The 17,792-nt window shown below is 68.2% G+C and carries 15 protein-coding genes, 2 tRNA genes and 1 pseudogene; 14 read left to right on the plus strand and 4 right to left on the minus strand.

The window, feature by feature from the left end:
* Positions 1-18: 18 nt before the first annotated feature.
* Positions 19-1,533, plus strand: coding sequence for an L-arabinose isomerase (gene araA, locus ACIQ0W_RS06270; protein ID WP_396641937.1), 1,515 nt, complete (start codon positions 19-21; stop codon positions 1,531-1,533).
* Here araA and ACIQ0W_RS06275 read toward each other — a convergent pair.
* Positions 1,521-2,699 (minus strand): ROK family protein, encoded by a 1,179-nt coding sequence (locus tag ACIQ0W_RS06275; protein ID WP_396641938.1) that lies wholly within the window; start codon positions 2,697-2,699, stop codon positions 1,521-1,523. The two genes, araA and ACIQ0W_RS06275, sit on opposite strands and share 13 nt — an antisense overlap.
* An 88-nt stretch (positions 2,700-2,787) precedes the next feature.
* Here ACIQ0W_RS06275 and xylA point away from each other — a divergent pair, with 88 nt between their 5' ends.
* The 4 genes from xylA (at position 2,788) to ACIQ0W_RS06295 (ending at position 7,650) form a co-directional block, all read left to right on the plus strand.
* Positions 2,788-3,984, plus strand: coding sequence for a xylose isomerase (gene xylA / locus ACIQ0W_RS06280; RefSeq protein WP_396641939.1), 1,197 nt, complete (start codon positions 2,788-2,790; stop codon positions 3,982-3,984).
* A gap of 9 nt (positions 3,985-3,993) precedes the next feature.
* Positions 3,994-5,394 (plus strand): xylulokinase, encoded by a 1,401-nt coding sequence (locus ACIQ0W_RS06285; protein ID WP_396641940.1) that lies wholly within the window; start codon positions 3,994-3,996, stop codon positions 5,392-5,394.
* Positions 5,391-6,335: an aldose 1-epimerase family protein gene (locus tag ACIQ0W_RS06290; protein ID WP_304688583.1), complete on the plus strand. Its 945-nt coding sequence runs from the start codon at positions 5,391-5,393 to the stop codon at positions 6,333-6,335. Before ACIQ0W_RS06285 ends, ACIQ0W_RS06290 begins: the two co-directional genes overlap by 4 nt.
* Positions 6,336-6,771: 436 nt before the next feature.
* Positions 6,772-7,650, plus strand: coding sequence for a hypothetical protein (locus tag ACIQ0W_RS06295; protein ID WP_396641941.1), 879 nt, complete (start codon positions 6,772-6,774; stop codon positions 7,648-7,650).
* Positions 7,651-7,653: 3 nt separating this feature from the next.
* Here the strand turns inward: ACIQ0W_RS06295 and ACIQ0W_RS06300 are convergent, their stop codons facing one another.
* Entirely contained in the window at positions 7,654-9,261 is a 1,608-nt protein-coding gene (locus ACIQ0W_RS06300) for a phytoene desaturase family protein (RefSeq protein WP_396641942.1), read from the minus strand.
* 51 nt (positions 9,262-9,312) lie between these two features.
* Here ACIQ0W_RS06300 and ACIQ0W_RS06305 point away from each other — a divergent pair, with 51 nt between their 5' ends.
* The 4 genes from ACIQ0W_RS06305 (at position 9,313) to ACIQ0W_RS06320 (ending at position 11,683) form a co-directional block, all read left to right on the plus strand.
* A complete protein-coding gene (locus tag ACIQ0W_RS06305) occupies positions 9,313-10,107 on the plus strand; it encodes an inositol monophosphatase family protein (RefSeq protein ID WP_396641943.1) in 795 nt (264 codons plus the stop codon).
* Positions 10,108-10,273: 166 nt separating this feature from the next.
* Positions 10,274-11,437, plus strand: a complete 1,164-nt coding sequence (locus ACIQ0W_RS06310; protein ID WP_396641944.1) for a M23 family metallopeptidase — start codon at positions 10,274-10,276, stop codon at positions 11,435-11,437.
* A 72-nt stretch (positions 11,438-11,509) separates the two neighbouring features.
* A tRNA-Thr gene (locus ACIQ0W_RS06315) sits at positions 11,510-11,581 on the plus strand.
* Between the two features lie 28 nt (positions 11,582-11,609).
* Positions 11,610-11,683 (plus strand) — tRNA-Met (locus ACIQ0W_RS06320).
* A 113-nt stretch (positions 11,684-11,796) separates the two neighbouring features.
* Here the strand turns inward: ACIQ0W_RS06320 and ACIQ0W_RS06325 are convergent.
* Entirely contained in the window at positions 11,797-12,024 is a 228-nt protein-coding gene (locus tag ACIQ0W_RS06325; protein ID WP_396641945.1) for a hypothetical protein, read from the minus strand.
* Positions 12,025-12,101: 77 nt separating this feature from the next.
* Positions 12,102-13,364: a D-alanyl-D-alanine carboxypeptidase family protein gene (locus ACIQ0W_RS06330; protein WP_396641946.1), complete on the minus strand. Its 1,263-nt coding sequence runs from the start codon at positions 13,362-13,364 to the stop codon at positions 12,102-12,104.
* 341 nt (positions 13,365-13,705) lie between these two features.
* Here ACIQ0W_RS06330 and ACIQ0W_RS06335 point away from each other — a divergent pair, with 341 nt between their 5' ends.
* From ACIQ0W_RS06335 to ACIQ0W_RS06355, 5 genes and pseudogenes are all read left to right on the plus strand, one after another.
* Positions 13,706-15,067: a hemolysin family protein gene (locus ACIQ0W_RS06335; protein ID WP_396641947.1), complete on the plus strand. Its 1,362-nt coding sequence runs from the start codon at positions 13,706-13,708 to the stop codon at positions 15,065-15,067.
* The gene (locus ACIQ0W_RS06340) at positions 15,064-16,092 is read left to right on the plus strand and encodes a hemolysin family protein (protein ID WP_396641948.1); all 1,029 of its coding nucleotides are present in this window, start codon (positions 15,064-15,066) and stop codon (positions 16,090-16,092) included. Before ACIQ0W_RS06335 ends, ACIQ0W_RS06340 begins: the two co-directional genes overlap by 4 nt.
* A pseudogene (locus ACIQ0W_RS06345) lies at positions 16,061-16,285 on the plus strand (DUF5996 family protein); the annotation flags it as partial. The gene ACIQ0W_RS06340 and the pseudogene ACIQ0W_RS06345, both read left to right, overlap by 32 nt.
* Before the next feature lie 81 nt (positions 16,286-16,366).
* A complete protein-coding gene (locus tag ACIQ0W_RS06350) occupies positions 16,367-16,669 on the plus strand; it encodes a hypothetical protein (RefSeq protein WP_396642043.1) in 303 nt (100 codons plus the stop codon).
* Between the two features lie 355 nt (positions 16,670-17,024).
* On the plus strand, positions 17,025-17,753 hold the full coding sequence (locus ACIQ0W_RS06355; protein WP_396641949.1) for a potassium channel family protein: 729 nt from the start codon (positions 17,025-17,027) through the stop codon (positions 17,751-17,753).
* Positions 17,754-17,792: the final 39 nt, after the last annotated feature.

Raw genomic sequence — 17,792 nt, forward strand, 5'->3', positions numbered from 1 at the left:
GACCGAAAGTAGAAATCCATGACCCGCACTCCTCTCTCCACCTCGCTCGAGCCCTACGAGGTCTGGTTCGTCACGGGCAGCCAGAACCTCTACGGCGAAGAGACGCTCCGCCAGGTCGCCGACCAGTCGCAGGGCGTCGTCGCCCAGCTCGACGGTCACGTCCCGGTGAAGGTCGTCTGGAAGCCCGTGCTGAAGGATGCCGACAGCATCCGTCGCCTCGCGCTCGAGGCCAACGCCGCCGACAACGTCATCGGCCTGATCGCGTGGATGCACACCTTCAGCCCCGCGAAGATGTGGATCGGAGGCCTCGACGCCCTGCAGAAGCCGCTGCTGCACCTGCACACACAGGCGAACGTCGAGCTGCCGTGGGCCGACATCGACTTCGACTTCATGAACCTCAACCAGGCCGCGCACGGCGACCGCGAGTTCGGCTACATCCAGACGCGCCTGGGCGTCGCCCGCAAGACCGTGATCGGGCACGCCTCCGATGCCCGCGTGCGCGGCGAGATCGCCTCGTGGCAGCGCGCGGCGGCGGGATGGGCCGCCTCGCGCAGCCTCAAGCTCGCACGCTTCGGTGACAACATGCGCTACGTCGCCGTCACCGAGGGCGACAAGACCGAGGCCGAGCTGCGGTTCGGCGTGCAGGTCAACACCTGGGGTGTGAACGAGCTGGCGGATGCGGTGGCCGCTGCGTCCGAATCCGACATCGACGCGCTCGTCGCCCTGTATCAAGAGGAGTACGACGTCGTCCCCGAGCTGCGCGCCGGGGGAGAGCGCCACCAGTCGCTGCGTGACGGTGCCGCGATCGAACTCGGACTGCGCTCGTTCCTCGAGGAGGGCGGCTTCGGCGCCTTCACGACGAGCTTCGAAGACCTGGGTGCGCTGAAGCAGCTGCCGGGGCTCGCCGTCCAGCGCCTCATGGCGGAGGGCTACGGCTTCGGGCCCGAGGGCGACTGGAAGACCGCCATCCTCGTGCGTGTCGCGAACGTCATGGGTGCGGGCCTGCCCGGCGGCGCGAGCCTCATGGAGGACTACACCTACGATCTCGTGCCGGGCAGCGAGCGCATCCTCGGAGCCCACATGCTCGAGGTCTCGCCCTCGCTGTCGTCGCAGAAGGCGCGGCTCGAGATCCACCCGCTGGGTATCGGTGGCAAGGAAGACCCGGTCCGTCTGGTGTTCACGGCCGACCCGGGGCCCGCTGTCGTCGTCGCGATGAGCGACATGCGCGACCGCTTCCGGCTCGTCGCGAACGTCGTCGAGAACGTCGAGGCGCCGGACCTTCCGAACCTGCCCGTCGGGCGTGCGATCTGGAAGCCGCAGCCGGACTTCGCCACCAGCGCCGCCGCGTGGCTGACCGCGGGTGCGGCGCACCACACGGTCATGACCACGGCCGTCGGCATCGAGGTGTTCCGCGACTTCGCCGAGATCGCCAAGACCGAGCTGCTCGTGATCGACGACGAGACCACGCTGCGCGGGTTCCAGCAGGAGGTGCGCTGGAACCAGGCGTACTACCGCCTGGCTCAGGGGTTCTGAAGCGTCCCCACCGGATCCTCCAGCAACCGCGCGAAGGCCGCCTCTGCCGCACCGACCAGTAGGCGGTCTTCGCCGAGCGCGGCGGAGCGGATCTGGACGTCCTCCGCGGCGGCAGGCATCGACAGGGCTCGGACATCCTCGAGTAGCTCGCCGGTGCTGTCGTCGGCGATGGTCGCGAGAAAGCCGCCGAGCACGATCACCTGCGGGTTGAGGACGTTGACGACGTTCGCGAGCGCCGTGGACAGGATGCGCCGCTGCCGCGCGATCTCTTCGCGGGCATCGGGCAGCTCGCTCGCCGCCAGGGCCGCTGCGAGCGTCGGCTCGTCCGCGCCGACCAGCCCCGCAACGGCCAGCAGTCGCGCCCGACTGACCTCGTCCTCCAGCACTCCGTCCCCGGCGAGCCGGTCCGCACTCGACGGTATGCCGGGACGGTTCTGCCCGAACTCCCCGGCATAACCCGAGGCGCCGGCCACGGGCATCCCGTGAACGATCAGTCCGCCGCCGATGCCGCTCGCGCCGCCGTTCAGGTAGACAAGGTTGTCGATACCGCGTCCCGCGCCGAACAGGTGCTCGGCGATCGCGCCGAGCGAGGCGTCGTTGCCCACGACGATCGGTAGGCCCGTCGCGTCGGCCGCGAGCTCGTGGAGCGGAACATCGTGCCAATCGAGGTGCGGAGCGTTTCGCACCATCCCGTCCGCGTCGCGCACGAGACCGGGAACGGCGAAGCCGAGGCCGACGAGCCGCGCACCCCGCAGTTCGTCCGCACGCCAGAGCTCGATCGTCTCGGCCACCAGCCGGACCGTCTCGACCGGGGTGAGCAGATGGTCGACCTCGATGCGTCGCCGTGCCGCGACGGTGCCGTCGAGGCGCACCGCCGCGAGGGCGAGGGCGTCGACCTCGGGGTTCGCCGCGATCGCCATGACCGAGGGGTGTGTCACCACGACCGGGGACGGACGCCCGGCTCGCGTCGAGGGAGCGGGCGGAAGCTCTTCCGCGAGGCCGATCGAGGCGAGTTCGGCGACCAGGTCGGCGATCGTCGAGCGGTTGAGCCCGGTCGTCGCCGTCAGCTGCGCGCGCGACTGCGGACCCACCAGATGCAGAATCCGAACCAGACGTGCGAGGTTCGCCCGGCGCACGGCTTCGAACGTTGTCGCGCGGTCGGTCATCGCACCAGCGTATGGGGTCGCCGACCGCGGGGGAATGCTATAGGTTGTGTTCAACAACATTTCCGTTCAGCGAGGATCAGGATCACCCATGAGCACCCCCACGCCCACGCCCGCCGACAAGTTCTCCTTCGGCCTCTGGACCGTCGGCTACAACGGCTCCGACCCCTTCGGTGGACCGACGCGCCCGCCCCTCGACACGGTGCATGCCGTTGAGAAGCTTGCCGAGCTCGGCGCGTACGGCCTGACGTTCCACGACGACGATCTCTTCGCGTTCGGCTCGTCCGACGCCGAGCGTCAGAAGCAGATCGATCGCCTCAAGGGCGCGCTCGCCGACACCGGCCTGGTCGTCCCGATGGTCACCACCAACCTCTTCAGCGCTCCGGTATTCAAGGACGGCGGTTTCACCTCGAACGACCGCGACGTGCGCCGCTTCGCGCTGCGCAAGGTCTTCCGTCAGCTGGACCTGGGTGCCGAGCTCGGCGCCAAGACGTTCGTCATGTGGGGCGGCCGCGAGGGCGCCGAGTACGACGCCGCGAAGGACATCCGTCAGGCGCTCGAGCGCTACCGCGAGGCCGTCAACCTGCTCGGTGACTACGTGACCGACAAGGGTTACGACATCCGCTTCGCGATCGAGCCCAAGCCCAACGAGCCGCGCGGTGACATCCTGCTGCCCACGCTCGGTCACGCCCTGGCCTTCATCGACTCGCTCGAGCGCCCGGAACTGGTGGGTCTCAACCCCGAGACGGGCCACGAGCAGATGGCCGGTCTGAACTTCGCCGCAGGTATCGCCCAGGCGCTCTACCACGGCAAGCTCTTCCACATCGACCTCAACGGCCAGCGTGGCATCAAGTACGACCAGGACCTCGTGTTCGGTCACGGTGACCTGCACAACGCCTTCGCCCTGGTCGACCTGCTCGAGAACGGCGGCCCCGGTGGCACGCCCGCCTACGACGGCCCGCGCCACTTCGACTACAAGCCGAGCCGCACCGAGGACGAGACCGGCGTGTGGGACTCCGCCGCGGCCAACATGCGTACCTACCTGCTGCTCAAGGAGCGGGCGGCGGCCTTCCGCGCCGACCCCGAGGTGCAGGAGGCGCTCGAGGCATCGAAGGTCCCCGAGCTCTCGGTACCGACGCTCAACGAGGGCGAGTCGTACGACGACTTCCTGGCGGACCGCTCCGCCTACGAGGAGTTCGACACCGACGCGTACCTGGGCGGCAAGGGCTTCGGGTTCGTCCGTCTGCAGCAGCTCGCGACCGAGCACCTGCTCGGCGCCCGCGGCTGAGGGCAGTCAGTGACGCTGGTCGCGGGCGTCGATTCGTCGACTCAGTCCTGCAAGGTGGTCATCGCGGATGCCGCGACCGGCCGGATCGTCCGCACGGGCCGTGCGACGCATCCGGTCGGCACCGAGGTCGACCCCGAGGCGTGGTGGCAGGCCTTGCAGGCCGCGATCGCCGACGCCGGTGGCCTCGACGACGTCGCTGCGGTGTCGATCGCGGGCCAGCAGCACGGCATGGTCGTGCTGGATGCGCAGGGCGCGGTCATCCGTCCGGCTCTCCTCTGGAACGACACGCGTTCGGCCGCGGCGGCACGTGACCTGATCGCCGAGGTCGGTGCCGAGGCGTATGCCGAGCGCACGGGCGTCGTGCCCGTCGCGTCGTTCACGGCGACGAAGCTCCGCTGGTTGCGGGGCGCCGAGCCCGAGAACGCGGCGCGTGTCGCCGCGGTGGCGCTGCCGCACGACTGGCTGACCTGGCGCCTACGGGGATACGGACCCGAGGGCTCGCCGCTCGGGCCGGTCCTCGACGAGTTGGTGACGGACCGCTCGGATGCGAGTGGCACCGCCTATTGGGGATCCGCCGGGTATCAGCCCGACCTCTTCGAACGCGCGCTCGGTCACACGGCGGTGCTGCCGCGTGTGCTGGGTGCGCTCGAGCGCGCCGGCACGACCCCGAGCGGCGTTGTCCTCGGTCCCGGCGCGGGCGATAACGCGGGTGCGGCACTGGGGCTCGGTGCCACGCGTGGCGACGGCGTCATCTCGATCGGCACATCGGGAACGGTTTTCGCGGTCACGGAGACTCCGATCGCGGATGCCTCGGGCACGGTCGCCGGCTTCGCCGACGCCACCGGCCGGTTCTTGCCGCTCGTCGCCACACTCAACGCGGCACGCGTGCTGGACGCGTTCGCGGGCCTGCTCGGCGTCGATCATGACGAGCTCGGCCGACTCGCACTCGAGGCGGAGCCCGGCCCCGCGAGCCCCGTGCTCGTGCCGTACTTCGAGGGTGAGCGAACGCCGAACGTGCCGGATGCCACGGCAACCCTCTCGGGCCTGACCCTGGCCAGTACGACGAGACCCGCGGTCGCGCGCGCCGCCATCGAGGGCATGCTCTGCGGGCTCGCCGCCGGGCTCGACGCGATCCGCGACCAGGGCGTGGAGCTCCATCGCCTGCTGCTGATCGGCGGAGCGGCTCGAAACCCGTCGGTGTCGGGGATCGCCGCGCAGGTGTTCGACCTGCCGATCGTGGTGCCGGCGCCGGGCGAGTACGTCGCGCTCGGCGCTGCGCGTCAGGCTGCGGCCGTCCTCGCCGGTGACTGGCCCGACTGGGCCGCGGCCGGCGAGATCGTGGTGCCCGTCGACACCCGACCCGAGATACGTGCACGGTACGCGAACGCCACGCTAGGGTTCCGTCCGTGACTCCGCGAGAGCGACGCCCCGCATCCGGAACCCAGCACCTGCTGCGATCGGGTGACTACCAAGCGGTCGTCGCGAGCGTCGGGGCGTCCCTGCGGGTTCTGCGTCACAGCGGGCCCGCGGGTGAACGCGATCTCATCGTGCCCTTCGACGCCGACGAGGTCCGGCCCGCCTACCGCGGTGTGACACTTGCCCCCTGGCCCAACCGTATCGTCGACGGTCGTTATCGCTTCGGTGGGGTAGATCACGTTCTGCCCCTCACGGAGCCGGAGCGTGGTCACGCCCTGCACGGGCTGGTGTCATGGCTCGATTTCGAGGCCGTGGACAAGGGCGCTGACCATGTCACGCTCGCCGCAGAGATCGAGCCGCAGGCGGGCTATCCGTGGCGGGTATGTATCGAGTCGACCTTCCGTCTGAGCGCGGACGGCCTCGAGCAGACCGTCACGGGAACGAACATGTCCGACACGGTCGCCCCGTTCGGCATCAGCGGCCACCCGTATCTGGTTGCGGGCCCGGGACGCGTGGACGACTGGACGCTCGAGCTGCCCGCCGATGTCGTCCTCGGCGTGACCGAAGACCGGCTCATCCCCACGGCCGCGGAAGAAGTCGACGCGAGCGACCCCCGTCGTTTCGACTTCCGCCAGGCGCGCCGCATCGATGATGTGCGTATCGACCACGCTTTCACGGGACTGCGGCGGGACGACGGGATGGCGCGTGTGCGACTGACGGATGCCACGGGTTCCGGCGTATCCCTCGTGTGGGACGAGGTTTGCCCCTGGGTGCAGGTGCACACGGCGGATGTTCCCGGGCGGGCGACCGACCGGATCGGACTGGCCGTCGAGCCGATGACCTGTCCGCCCGACGCCTTCAATTCTGAGAACTCTCTCATATACCTTGACCCCGCCTCCCAGGCCGCGGGAAGCTGGACCATCGCAGCGATCTGAAGAGATCCCGCGACACTTTTTCTCTCTCCAATCGCTCCTCTCATCGGTGTTTCGACGATCTGTCCACCGAAAGAGGACATAAATCTATGATTTGTCCCCCAAAAAGGGGACATACGTTGCGTGCGCCGTGGGGTTATGATCTTTGTAGCTCCTTCTAAAGCGTTCGAACCGACGTCCCCAGCGTTGGGCGGGCCGTTTCCCCAAGCGGTTCTGCAATCGGATGGGAAGGAAGCGGGGCCCCCTCGAGTCGCCCAGTCCCCAATGGGCCACCCGAGGGGGCCAATTCTTTCCTCCGGCCCTCGCCGCGACTCACGACTCCTCCCCGCGACTCACAAGCCCGGCGCCGTCCCCAGGACCCCGGTTCTTCTCCTCGCCGGCGCGCAATGACCTGCCAGGATGGGTTCGCATCCGTCAGCCGTGATCGAAGAGAGCCACTATGTCGCAGCCGCAGGGCGCATCGCCCGCCGAGACCGAAGAGGCCCGGAGTCCCTACTGGAAGTTCGCCGTCTGGATCGCGATCGGTGCACTCATCGCCGCCGCACTCGTGTGTGTCATCTGGGTGCTGATCGGTGATCAGAACGGTCTGATCGGTCGCGCTTTCCTGACCATCGTTCTGCTGGCCGGGTTCGCCGGTGCCGCGCTCCTCGACGCGAGCGTCGCGCCCCGCCGCCCGCAGTGGTACGTGCTCGTGAGCATGATCGGGTGGGTCCTCGCGCTGCTCGCCGGAGCCATCAAGATCTGGGCACCTATGGACGGGGGATGGCCGTGGGACTCGTCGCCGTTCATCCGCTTCATCGAATTCGTCGGGATCGTCCTGGTGCTTCGGCTTACCATCCTGCACATCCGGTTGTTCACGAAAACCCAGGGCGAGCCGCGGAGCGCATTCTCGCGGGCGGTCGTGCCGATGACGGTCGTTCTCGTCACGGTGCTCGCCGTCCTGCTCATCCTGCCGATGCTGCTGGCTCGTGCGATCGACTTCTCGGAGTTCTATTGGCGCGTGGTGGTCGCGATCACGATCCTGGCGGCCGTCGGTACCGCTCTCGTTCCGCTCGTCAGGGCGCTGAACGGCCCACGACGTCTCGCGCCGCCCGCCCCGCCCGTGCCGGCTCCCGTCTGGCCGACATATGTCGACGGCGTCACGCCCCTGCCCGCGCTTGCGGACGGCTCGCCGGACTGGAACGCGTACTACACGGGCTACCCGACACAGCAAGCGCCCTATCAGCAGCAGAGCATCGCGCCGACTCCGACTCCGACTCCGACTCCGCCCCCGATGCCGCCGGCGCCGCCCGCACCTCCCACGGCTCCGCCCCGCTGAGCGTCACCGGTCGAGGATCTCGAGCGCAGCCATCGCCGCGTTCTGGCCTCCCACGCCGCTGACCCCGCCCCCGCGTCGCGCTCCTGCTCCACAAAGCAGAACGCGTGGGTGTGCTGTCGCCACACCCCAGCGTTCGGCCGGTCCGGGTGTCGCCCCGCTCTCGGCATCCGAATCATCGTCATTCCACGGCCACGCCAGGGGGCCGTGGAAGATGTCGCCGGCAACCATACCGAGCGACTCCTGCAGATCGAGCGTCGTCCGTGCTTCGACGCAGGGGGTGCCGTCCGGGGCACGATAGATCACGTCCTCGATGGGCTCGGCGAGCACGCTGTCGAGCGAAGTCTGAGCGGCCGCGAGCAACGCGGTGCGCGAGGCATCCGGGTTCCGATCCGTCACGAGCCGATGCGGTACGTGCAGACCGAACAAGGTCAGTGTCTGTGCACCCTCGGCGCGCAGGTCGGGGCCGAGAATCGATGGGTCGGTCAGTGAGTGGCAGTAGATCTCAGCGGGTAGCGGCGAGGGAACCCGACCGGCCTCGGCTTCCGCATGGGCGGAGTCGAGCTGCGTCAGCGTCTCGTTCACATGGAACGTCCCCGCGAACGCGGCCGCCGGATCCACGGCGCCATCGCGCAGCCGTGGCAGCCGGGCAAGCAACATGTTGACTTTGACCTGCGATCCCTCGACGCCCCGGGAAGCTGCGGCCGAATCGCTCCCGGCCGAGCCGACGAGCCGGTCGAGAACGGCGGGTCCCACACCGCTCAGGACGAGTCGAGCGGCCACACGCTCGCCATCCGCCAGCGTGACCTCTCCGTCAGGACTCACGGCGATGACCTCCGCGTTCACGCGAATGGTTGCACCGGCCCGCACGGCGGCGGCGCGCAGAGCGTCCGTCATGCTTCCCATGCCGCCGACCGGGACGTCCCAGTCGCCGGTACCGCCGCCGATCACGTGGTAGAGAAAGCAGCGGTTCTGACGCAGGGAAGCATCATCCGACGACGCGAAGGTGCCGATCAGTCCGTCCGTCATCACGATTCCGCGAGTCAGGTCCGACCGCACCGATTCGCGGACGACATCACCGAGCGGGCGGTCGACGATCCCGTGCCAGAGCTCGTCGTCGCCGACGGCCCGACGGAGAGCGCCCGCATCGGGAAGCGGCTGAGTGAGCGTGGGGAAGACGGCGCGGGCGACGGCACCGACCCGAGCTGAGAACGCGGCGTAGCGGGCTGCTTCGGCGCGGTCGCCGGTCGTGCGCGCGAACGATGCTGCGGTACCCGCTGCATCGCCGTGATCGATCAGGACACCGTGCTCGGGCGAGCTCGGGTCGGGTGTGTACGACGAGATGCGGCGGCGTCGGAGGGTGATGTCGAGCCCGAGGTCGCGCACGATCGAGGCGGGGAGCAGGCTCACGAGATACGAGTAGCGCGAGATGCGGGCGTCGACTCCCGGCCAAGGTCGTTCCGAGACGGCGGCGCCGCCGACATGGGCGAGGCGCTCGAGCAACAGGACGCTCCGACCCGCCAGCGCGAGGTAGGCCGCGGCGACGAGCGCGTTGTGACCCCCACCCACGATCACAACATCATGAAGGGCGTGCGGGCCGGTCGAGCGCGTCATGCGCCCACCCTAGGACGCGCGGCGTCGAGAACCGATGGGTAGCGTAGGAGTGTGGATTCAGACGCGCAGCTTTTGTCCTTGGCCGTCGAGGTCGCGCGGGAAGCCGGCGAACTCGCCCGCACCCGGCGCGACCAGGGCGTGGCTATCGCCGCGACCAAGTCGGGGCTGGCCGACATCGTCACCGAAGCCGACCGCGAGGTCGAGCAGCTGATCCGCGATCGCATAGCTGCGGCTCGTCCGGACGACGGATTCCTCGGCGAGGAATCCGCAGCGAAAGAAGGGTCGTCCGGCCTCACGTGGGTCGTCGATCCGATCGACGGAACCGTCAACTACGCGTACGGCATTCCCGCGTACGCCGTATCGATCGCGGTCGTCGAAGGCCCGCCCGACCCGGCCGTGTGGACCGCGGTCGCCGGCGTCGTCGACAATCCGGCGACCGGGGAACTGTTCCGGGCGTCGCGCGGCGAGGGCGCCTACCTGGACTCGAGGAGACTCGCGATCCTGGGCGAACCGGATGCCTCGGGTGCACTCATCGCGACCGGACTGAGCTACGACCCGGAGCGTCGCATCGAGCAGTTCGAGGTTCTGCGTAGCGTCCTGCCGCTTGCTCGCGACATCCGGCGCATGGGTGCGGCCTCGCTGGATCTCGCCTTCGTGGCGGCCGGAAGACTGGATGCGTACTACGAGTGGGGCCTGTGGCCGTGGGACATGGCGGCCGGTTCCCTCCTCGTCAGCGAGGCCGGGGGAGTGGTGGGTGGACTCGCCGGAGCGCGCGCGAGCCGCGACCTCTTGATCGCCGCAAGTCCCGAATTCTTCGGATCGCTGGAGGCCGCGCTCACTCGTTGAGCAGTCTGCTCACACATGGCATTCTCAGTCCCGACGGGTTAGTGTTTACCTATTCGTTACCTCCGCCCGAACGGATCTGACGAGAATCTCAGAAGCAAGAACCCGCGCAAGACATCCCGAAGCCCGCCGCGTCCCCCCGCGATCCTGATCCGAGAGTTCCATCCGCTTGCAGCCCGACGCCCCCGAGTCGGAGCTCGGCCTCACACGCCGCGCTCGACGTGCCGACGCCTCTGCGTCCGCCCTGGAATCTGCCTCCGATTCCGCCGCGGCACGCTCGTCCGCCGAATCCGAGACACGTGCCGCCCGTCGCCGAGCAGCGATCCAAGACGCTCCGCAGAGCCGTCGACAGGCTCGCCTAGGCGTCGCCTCGGCCGCCGAACCCGTCACCGTCCCGGATTCGTCCGTTCCGCTCGTCCCCTCCCTGGCCGATCTGACGCCCGTGTCTGAGTCCGTCGACAACGATGTCTCGGATGCCTTCGAGGCGGCGGCTCGTCTGTTCAGCTTCACCGGCGAGAACCCCGTGATCGTGCCGGTCGCGGAATCCCTCACTGAGGAGCCCGGGACTCCTGCATCCGCATCGCACCGCGTGCCGCGTCGCGCCCGTCGCTCCGGCGCTGTCCTCAGGCGCGTCGCCGCCACCGGCTTCAGCGTGGGTGTCATGGCTGCCGTGGGGCTGCTGACGGTCGCCGTGACCGTTCCCGCCGAGGCCCTCGCCGCGGCGACCCAGGCCGACTCCGTCACGTCGATCACGGTGGCGTCCGACGACGAGGTCCCGGAAGAGAACGAGATTCAGGCGTTCGTCGCTCCCGAGGGCGCCGACACCGAGCTCAACCGTGACGAGAAGTACTCGACCGCGACGTTCAGCGAGATCGCCGCCGCCACCGGGATCAGCCGTCACACCAACTTCTTCGTCAACGACCCGAGCGCACCGATCCAGTGGCCCTTCGCCGTCGGCGTGCCGATCTCGGACGGCTACGGCCCGCGCTGGGGATCGTTCCACTACGGACTCGACTTCACGCCGGGTGAGGGCGCCGACATCCAGGCCGTCGCCGCCGGGACGGTCCGTGTCGCGAGCGAGAGCGGCGGCGCATTCGGTGTGCACGTGATCGTCGACCACGAGATCGACGGCGAGGTCTTCTCGACCCACTACGCACACATGCTGTACGGCTCGATGCAGGTCAAGGCGGGCGATGAGGTCCAGGCCGGAACCGTCCTCGGGCACGTCGGAGACACGGGTTTGTCGTACGGTGCTCACCTGCACTTCGAAGTTTTCGTCAACGAGGCGCGGATCGATCCGTTGTCCTGGCTGCGTGAGCACGCGGGCGGCTGATCCGAGGTCTCCTCGGTTTCTGGTCGGCGCCCCGCCGATGGTATTCTCTTGTGGTTGCCCGCTTGCGGGTGCGCCCCGATAGCTCAGTGGTAGAGCACTTCCATGGTAAGGAAGGGGTCGTCAGTTCAATCCTGACTCGGGGCTCGCAGCATCCTGGACCGGGATGCGGTGTGGCGGGGTAGCTCAGTTGGTGAGAGCGCACGACTCATAATCGTGAGGTCGCGGGTTCAAGCCCCGCTCCCGCTACAGAAAAGAAGCGCCCCCCGTGGGGCGCTTCTTTCGTTGCGGGAGCGGTTGGTTGGCGCGTCACCCGCGGATGGGCCCACGCCGCCAGAGGCTCCGCACGCCGCCAGCAGGGATCAGCGGCCGGCTCGACGCAGTCGCGCTTCGCGACTCGCGACGTGGATCCCGACGCCCATCGTGCCGACCGCGAATGACGCCAGCAGCCCGAAGAACGCCACCTCGTCCCCGGATGCGTAGATCATGGCAGAGCAGACGAGCGTGACCAGGGCGACGAGGATCACCGCTATGCCGAAAAGCTCACCGGTGCTCGAACCATCCAGCGTTCCGCGTACGGATCTCCACATGTTTTCAGGATGCGGTTAGCCCGGCCGACCCGCAATCGTCCTCGGGTGAACAGCTCGTCACGATCCCGTCGGCCCGGTCACCCGAGTTCGCCGGGGTGTGTCAGCCGCCACCACGAGGTCGGCCGCTCGATCCCGCCCTCGAGGGTCACGTCGGCCGTCGCGGTGTTCGGCCCCGCGGTCCAGGAGATCGTGCCGACAGACTCGCCGTCCTCGTACGTCTCGGGCCTCGTCGTGTCCATGGTCACGGTGATGGGGGTGTCAGACCAGGTCAGGATCGACGCACTGTCGAGCAGGACCATCCGTCCGGCTGATCCCCATGCCGTCGTGTAGGTGCCGACCTGTTGGCCGCGGACGGAGAGGGGCACGTTGTGGAACCCGCCTCGGATGCTGTCGAGCAGGTTGATGACGCCGGTGCTCACCGAGTCGCGCGAGAACCCGCCGAGCACGATGCCCGTGACGCTCAGCGGTTGGCCCGTGCCGACGTCGAGGATGGCTGTGTAGAGCAGGGTGTAGGCGTTCTCGCCGAGCGTTCCGGTCTTGAGGCCGGTGATGCCGGATGTCCCCAGCAAGCCGTTCGTGTTGAACATCGCACCCGGACCAGGAAGATTCAGGGATGCCGTCGCCGCGATCTGCGCGATCACGGGGTTTGCCGCCGCGAGTTTTCCGATCGCGATCATGTCACTCGGCGTACTCGTATTGCGGGGGCTGATCCCGGTCGGCTCGACGATCGTCGTGCCGGTCAGCCCGTTGGCGGCGAGCCACCGCTGCGCCGCACCCACGAAAGCGCCCTGCGAACCGAACGCCCAGGTCGAGACGGCCTCGGCGTAGTTGCTCGCCGAGGGGATCAGCATCGTCGCGAGCGCGTCGTGGAGCGACATCGACGTGCCCCGGGGCATCTCGGCGACCGTCGCGCCGAGCACGTAGTACTCATCGAACAGATCGCGATCGGCCTCGCCGAAGTTGATGGTCGGTCCGGGGTCGTCCGGGCCCGAGAGAGGTTTCGCATCAAGGATGACGAGGGCGGTGATCAGCTTGCTGATGCTCGCCATCGGGCGCGGGTCGGCCGACCCGCTGGACATCCAGATTCCGCTCGCCACCGCACCCAGGTACTCGTCGGCTCCCGCGACGCTGATCGCGGCCGAACCCTCGACGGGCATGGCGATGGTCACGGCCGGCGGAACCGAGACATCCGGTGTCTGCCACTCCACGGTGGGTTCGGGCAGCGGGGCGTTCAGAGCCCACGCCACGTAGCCACCGGTGGAGGCCAGGACGACCGTGACGACGACCGCGACGACGATCCAAGCCTTACGGCGACGGCGTCGGCGAGTCGCGCGGTCCACGCGGACGCGCCGTTCGGGTACGGGTCGCTCGTCGCGCATCAACTCGGTCAGACCGGATAGACCGTCGGTGGATTCGTGCTGAGTCGTGATTGCGGGCCCCCGTCCGTCGAGCTCAGACTCCCCATCCTGACGCCCGAATGCTCACCGCGTCCAGCACTCTCCCGGCGTTCGAGCGCGGTCGCGGTCTACCATAGAAGACCACGATCCCGGAGGCGTAAGCACACCGTGCACACCACCCTGACTGCCGAGTCGTCGCCCGACGAACCCAGCCATAGACCGTATTCGTTCTCTCGACCCCGCCGACGCGGGGCCGGCGCCCGCGACAGCGCGGTGATCAACCGATGATCGCCGCGCTTCTTCTTTTGCTGGCGGGACTGGCCCTGACGGCCGCGATCATCGCCGCGAACGGCTACTTCGTGGCGCAGGAGTTCGCCTACATGTCGGTCGACCGCGTGAAGCTGCGCTCACGGGCCGAAGCGGGGGATGCGTCCGCCAAACGCGCGCTCGCCGTCACCAAGCGCACCTCCTTCATGCTCTCGGGCGCACAACTCGGCATCACCATCACCGGCCTGATGGTCGGCTACGTCGCCGAACCGTTCATCGGCGAATCTCTGGGTGTCCTGCTCGGCGGCGCCGGCATTCCCGCCGCCGTGGGCATCACGATCGGAACCGTCGGCGCGCTCGTGCTGGCGACGGTCGTCCAGATGCTCTTCGGTGAGCTGTACCCGAAGAACCTCGCGATTGCGAACCCCGACCCGCTCGCGCGCGGTCTCGCGCGCTCCACCCTCATCTACCTCACGGTCTTCGGGTGGCTCATCCGATTCTTCGACGCATCCTCCAACGCCGTGCTTCGGCTCATGCGCGTCGAACCTGTCCACGACGTCGATGCCAGCGCGACGGCCGAGGATCTCGAGAACATCATCGAGGACTCCCGGGCCAGCGGCGACCTGCCGGAAGAGCTGGCGGTGCTGCTCGACCGCATCCTCGACTTCCCTGACCGCGATGTCGAGCACGCGATGATCCCTCGCGTTCGCGTCGACACCGTCACGCCCGACGCGACGGTCGCGGATGTTCGTGCGCTCATGTCTCGCGCGCACACGCGCTACCCCGTGATCGGTGACCACGACGAACCCGTCGGAGTCGTGCACCTCGCCGACGTGCTGGGTACCGACACGACCGACGCGCGCCCCGTGACCGCCCTCATGCGTGAGCCACTTGTCGTGCCGACACTCATGACTCTGCCTGACGCGCTGGCCCTGCTCACGAAGACCCGAAACGAGATGGCCTGTGTGATCGACGAGTACGGCGGGTTCGCGGGAGTCCTCACGATGGAAGATCTCGCAGAAGAACTCGTGGGCGAGATCACCGACGAGCACGACCCCGATGACGTCGCGGGATCCGAACAGGACGACGACGGCGTGTGGGTGATGGACGGAGACGTCCACATCGACGAGGTCGAGAGGACTGTGGGGCGCGACCTTCCCCGAGGCGACTACGAGACGATCGCGGGCTTCGTGATCGCCGAGGCCGGGCGTCTTCCCGATATCGGGGAGCTGATCGAGGTCCGCCTGCCCGTCGAGGGAGCGGACCTGGTCGAAGACGTCCAGACGGTGCGGATCATCGACATCGAAGTCGTCGAGATCGAGCGTTTCGTACCCCGGACCGTGCGGATCACACTGCGCGAACAGGAGACGACTCGATGAGCGCCGGTCTCGTCGTCCTCGTGACCATCGCGCTGATCGGACTCAGCGCCTTCTTCGTCGTGATCGAGTTCGCCCTCCTCGGCGCCCGCCGGCACAGGCTGGAAGAGATGGCGCCCGAGAGCGCATCTGCTCGTGCGGCGCTTCGCGGCATGAACGAACTGACGGTCATGCTCGCCGGTGCCCAGCTCGGCATCACGGCCTGCACGTTCGCGCTCGGCGCCATCACCAAACCGTTCGTGGACGGATGGCTCGGCCCGGTCTTCACCGCATGGGGCGCGCCCGAATGGCTCGCCGGCGGGGCTGCGTTCGCGCTGTCGCTGCTGGTCGTGACGTTCCTGCACCTCGTGATCGGCGAGATGGCTCCGAAATCCTGGGCGATCGCCCATCCGGAGCGCTCGGCCCAGCTCATCGGAATCCCGGCACGCGCATTCGTCTGGCCCTTCCGGCCATTCTTGCTGTGGATCAACCGGATCGCGAACGTGCTCGTTCGCCGAAGCGGTGTCGAACCCGTCGACAAGGCAGCGGTCGGTGGCCGTGATGCCGACACGATCAGACACCTGGTCGAGTACTCGACCCAGGTGGGCGTTCTCGAGCCTGAGTTGCGCACCCAGATCACCGGTGTGATCGCTTTGCAGACCCTCACCGCCGACAGCATCACCTCGACCAACGCGCGCCCCACGTCCGTCGCCGGTGGCGCAACCGTTGCCGAGGTGCGTGCCGCGTCGCAGCGCTCGGGTCACCTTCGGATTCTGCTGACGGATGCCTCGGGCAACGCGCAGTCCGTCGTTCACGTCCGCGACACGCTCCTCGCAGACGATGAGTCGGCGGCCGCCGACTTCGCGCGACCCGCGCTGCGGCTCGACGCGGCCACCCCGGTCTACGAGGTGCTGCGCCAGATGCGTGAGAGCCGAGTGCAGCTGGCGGTCGTCGAGAGCGCCGCCCATATGATCGGGGTCGTGACCCTGACCGACGTGATCAAGCGGGTGCTGCCCGGTGCGATCGAAGCTCCACGAGGGGAACGCTGATGGTCGTGCTCCGGGCGACTTCGCTGGTCTGGCCTCGTCTGCGCTCCCAGCCAAAGCCGAGTGGCTCGACCGCGGGGCCAGCCACCTCGCGGTCTACCCGCTAACAGCCGTTCGCGGGGCGCCCGACCAGGCGGAAGCGATCCTCGATTTCTTCGAGGCGGCGTACCGTGGCGGAGCCGCACTCGCCGGTTGGGACATGAAAGCGCCCCGTTGTCAAGGGGTGCGAGGATGCCGAAGTGCCGCCGCACACTGGACGGACAACGGTTGGAGAACCATGTCCAGCATCCACAATCCGCACTATGCGTTGCAGCCGACCACCACAATGATGTGGCTCGTACTCGACTTGGGGCGTCCGCTCGGAGATCCACGCCGCACCGTCGCGCGCATCTACGAGGTCGAAGCAGACGAGGTAGAGGTCGAGTGGCTCCTCGATCTGCCCTTCCCCGCGCGATACAGCTCGCCGGTCGCGGTCGTACGCGACCTGCAGCGGCGCGAAGCGCGCTCCAGGTCTGAGCGCCCCGTCCCGATTCCGCACCGGGGGCCGCCTCGTGCCGCCCTCATGTCGCGGGACTCCTGAAACACACGCGCACAGGTTCTTCTGTGCGCGATCTGCCACGTGTACAGAAGGGCCCTCTCGCGTCGTCGTCTTCCCCAGCCGTCGACACGAGAGGGCTATCCTGATTCCCCCCGAACATTCGTCTCATCGCACGAAAAGACACGCGCCTTTCGGCGCGGATCAGATCGCACAGCAATGAGACACGGTGATCAGTCCCCACTTCACACCGTTGAGATCGGGTTCTCGTAACCTAGCAAAATCGCTCACCCACTGTCCACCGAAAGGGGGACACTTGTGGATAAGTCGCGAGCGTGTTACGCACCGGTTGCGGGCGAGTTGCACGGAGGTGTGCTGGGCTATCCGAGAGAATGCGGACATGACCCAAGAGCGGTGGCGCAAGCTGACCTACTGGCCGCTGATCGTGGCTTCGTTCGCGTTCATCGTGGCCTACTCGTGGCAGGTCATCGCCGAGCTCCGCGGAGCGCCGCGGGTCCTCACGGCGACGATCATCCTCGTGACCTGGATCATGTTCGTGGCGGACTATCTGGTGCAGCTCTCCCTCGCGCCGAAGAAGGGGGCATGGTTCCGCGCGCATCTCTTCGCCCTCGCTGTCGTCATCGTTCCCGCCCTCAAACCGCTCCGCCTGCTCCGGGTCCTCACGCTGTTCCGTCCATTCGGGCGGAGCGCCGGCGATGCGCTGCGTGCCCGCCTCATGATCTACGGCGTCGCGTCCGCCCTGATCGTCGTCTATATCGCCGCACTGTCGGTGCTCGAGGCCGAGCGCGCGTCGACCGAGGCCAACATCACGAGCTTTGGCGATGCGATCTGGTGGGCCTTCGTCACGATCACGACGGTCGGTTACGGCGATTTCACGCCCGTGACGATCGCGGGGCGCGTCGTCGCGGTGATCCTCATGCTCTCGGGCGTTGCGGTGCTCGGCATCAGCACAGCGACTTTGGCCTCGTGGGTCGCCGAGCGCGCGACCGCCGGTCACGAGGAGTACCAGCCGGCGACCCGGGCCGAGGTGCGCAAACTCTCGGCGCAGCTCGCGGCCCTCGGTGCGCCGGCCGATACGTCGTCAACGGCGCGACCGCCGGACGCCTGAGCGCGGCGAGCGCGCGGTCGTGCCTGGACTAGGGTCTTT

Source organism: Microbacterium sp., from assembly GCF_044340635.1.
Classification (GTDB): Bacteria; Actinomycetota; Actinomycetes; order Actinomycetales; family Microbacteriaceae; genus Microbacterium.

Bases quoted from the DNA above. Each gene is read 5' to 3' on its own strand.
- ACIQ0W_RS06275 (WP_396641938.1), bottom strand. From the start codon at position 2,699: ATGACCGACCGCGCGACAACGTTCGAAGCCGTGCGCCGGGCGAACCTC.
- ACIQ0W_RS06325 (WP_396641945.1), bottom strand. From the start codon at position 12,024: ATGTGGAGATCCGTACGCGGAACGCTGGATGGTTCGAGCACCGGTGAG.
- ACIQ0W_RS06350 (WP_396642043.1), top strand. From the start codon at position 16,367: ATGTCCAGCATCCACAATCCGCACTATGCGTTGCAGCCGACCACCACA.
- xylA (WP_396641939.1), top strand. From the start codon at position 2,788: ATGAGCACCCCCACGCCCACGCCCGCCGACAAGTTCTCCTTCGGCCTC.
- ACIQ0W_RS06355 (WP_396641949.1), top strand. From the start codon at position 17,025: ATGACCCAAGAGCGGTGGCGCAAGCTGACCTACTGGCCGCTGATCGTG.
- ACIQ0W_RS06300 (WP_396641942.1), bottom strand. From the start codon at position 9,261: ATGACGCGCTCGACCGGCCCGCACGCCCTTCATGATGTTGTGATCGTG.
- ACIQ0W_RS06340 (WP_396641948.1), top strand. From the start codon at position 15,064: ATGAGCGCCGGTCTCGTCGTCCTCGTGACCATCGCGCTGATCGGACTC.
- ACIQ0W_RS06295 (WP_396641941.1), top strand. From the start codon at position 6,772: ATGTCGCAGCCGCAGGGCGCATCGCCCGCCGAGACCGAAGAGGCCCGG.
- araA (WP_396641937.1), top strand. From the start codon at position 19: ATGACCCGCACTCCTCTCTCCACCTCGCTCGAGCCCTACGAGGTCTGG.
- ACIQ0W_RS06335 (WP_396641947.1), top strand. From the start codon at position 13,706: ATGATCGCCGCGCTTCTTCTTTTGCTGGCGGGACTGGCCCTGACGGCC.